The following is a 2,276-nucleotide window of genomic DNA, read 5'->3' as shown; positions in this document are numbered from 1 at the left end:
GCGGTAATTAGAATGCATGGTGTGACGGTGGTCGACAAAGTAGCCAGTTATCAGCGAAATTTAAAAGAGCTGGATGCATTTATGGCGATAGGTGCGGATGGAAAAGATCTTGCATTAAAAGAGTGGTTGGCTCAATACAAAAGGGCAAGAGGGAAGTTAGTAAATCAAAGTTACGAAAAGGCCACTGCTATATATGTAGAAAGTAATACGGATTATCCTAAAGTTGAGCCGAAAGGATGGAATCTATTTAAATGAAAATAATATATATGGGTGTATTTTTATCATCACTTTTATTTTCTGCTATAGGTCAGGGGAAAATGCCTGATGACCTTTACCAGCAAGCGGTTATTCCTTGGGAGCAAGGTCAATCTAATAGCTGGGAATTAATGCTAAAAGCAGCGGATGCAGGCAGTACGCAAGCAATGTGCTTAATTGCGAAATCCACAGTGAAATCAATCTGGGTGTGGTCTGATATTACTTACAAGTATTTCAAAATGGCCTCAGACAAAGGAGCGTTTTGCGGTATGTTGGCCATGTCAACTAAATCTGAAGGTGGCCTTGGTATCATGATTGAGGGGGAGCATGGAATCATCGAAGATAATACAGATAAAGATGCATTAAGAGCTGCTCTGTTAAAAAAGACCAAGGCGCTAGCTGACCAAAACAATATTGAGGCGATAAAGTTGTATGGTTTTTTAGATAGTCTGAAAGACCGCAGCGATGATGGGTTCTGCAAGTGGATGGAAAAGGCTGCGAAATTAGGTGATGCAGATGCAATGAAGCAGTTGTCAGCAGCGATTCATGATGGCTGCGGTTGGTATTTAATGCCAGGATCACGAGAAAAGGCAATTAGATACTGGACGGAACAAGCAGCAAGTCACGGTAATCCAAGGGCGATGGAACAGATGATGACGCTGGCTGAAAAAGAACAAAATATAGATATGGCGATTAATTGGCTTAATAAAGCCATGGCAACGGGAAATATAAATAGCGTCATGCTTTTTGGTGAATATATGACCGCAGGCGAGTTAGTTACTCAGCAGCTTCCTCCAGAAAAAAGAGATCGTGTTAAAGGTTATGGCGCATTCTATGCAATTACTAAGCAACTCCCGCCAAATAACGATAATTTTTATTATTCAGGGTCATTAAAACGGCTGGCTAAATTAAATAAAAAGTTGTCACCAAGTGAGATTATCGAAGCCAAAAAATGGGCAGAAGAGTGGATGAAAACCCATCAAGTGCGAACATATGGTTTGGTTTTTAATTAATTTTACAATGACGGCATTCTATTTCGCGGGGTGATAGAGCGCTTGCAGTGGCAGCAAGATCGCTGGCCCACCAGCTTATGCAAGTTGACGGCTGGGGTGAAAGCGGACTTGAAGGTAAAGATGGCGAGCAGTCCCATTATGCTGAGCTGGCAGGGTAATAAGCCGAAATTATGCGTTAAAGCGGGGGTTTTTTCGGGGGTGGCCAGTGCCGAGGGATATATCGAGTTAGAGATCAATCCCGCAGGGCTCAATTACGTGGTGACCCTGTTTCAAGATATGCTGCGCCAGTGTCACTACGAACGGGTAACGATATATGCCGATGACGCCACGTATCAGCGGATGTCGATGTTAAGTCAGTTGGCATTAATAACGGGCTTGTCCCTTGGCCAATTAGCGGCGGCAGGCAAGGATTTTATTGAGCGGGTATATAACAAGCTTAACCAGTCGACCCATGCGGGTTTGGTGGCTTGGTCCTTATCGGGCCATCAATTACCCAATCCCAATGCGGCTAATAACCCGCAACTGGCGGGGCTGAATATGGCGCGTATCAGCCCCCATGAAGCAAAAGAGTTAGAAAAGAAACTAGCCGCGTGGAGCACCCAGCTATTACCGGAAGCACTCGGATCGTTATTGGGGTTGATGGTGGTTCAGCCAACTGCATTTAAAGCACAAGATGAGCGTGTGACGTTAAACGATAAACAAGTGTATGCCTTGCAGCAGCTCACTATTTCCCGTTTGGTGAGTTGGTTATCGGAACAAGAAGGTAGCCAACTTGAACAAGCGCGGCATAAATTTACCGAAGCGGTAATTAGAATGCATGGTGTGACGGTGGTCGACAAAGTAGCCAGTTATCAGCGAAATTTAAAAGAGCTGGATGCATTTATGGCCATTGCTGCCATTAATGTTGATGCAGTTAAAATTGCGTTAGTTAAATATAGAAGTGCACGTAATAAACTAAGTGATCAGACCTATGAGCTAGCTTATCCAAATTTAGTGGATAGTGATCAG

3 protein-coding genes are annotated in these 2,276 nt (G+C 43.8%); all 3 read left to right on the top strand.

The features are described from left to right. Positions 1–255, top strand: a 255-nt coding sequence (locus CUC53_RS16100) for a Rossmann-fold NAD(P)-binding domain-containing protein (RefSeq protein WP_236757943.1), incomplete at its 5' end; no start/stop codon positions are given. Continuing rightward, entirely contained in the window at positions 252–1,268 is a 1,017-nt protein-coding gene (locus tag CUC53_RS16095) for a tetratricopeptide repeat protein (RefSeq protein ID WP_100295073.1), read from the top strand. The genes CUC53_RS16100 and CUC53_RS16095, both read left to right, overlap by 4 nt. Positions 1,269–1,406: 138 nt before the next feature. After that, positions 1,407–2,276, top strand: an 870-nt coding sequence (locus tag CUC53_RS16090; RefSeq protein WP_236757942.1) for a hypothetical protein, incomplete at its 3' end; no start/stop codon positions are given.

Origin of the sequence: Aeromonas cavernicola (assembly GCF_002795305.1) — a bacterium.
Lineage (GTDB): Bacteria > Pseudomonadota > Gammaproteobacteria > Enterobacterales > Aeromonadaceae > Aeromonas > Aeromonas cavernicola.
The sequence above is the reverse complement of the archived record's forward strand: the minus strand, read 5'-3'. Positions and strand labels throughout refer to the sequence as shown.

Excerpts from the sequence above, each read along its gene's own strand:
- CUC53_RS16095 (WP_100295073.1), top strand. The coding sequence starts at position 252 with ATGAAAATAATATATATGGGTGTATTTTTATCATCACTTTTATTTTCT.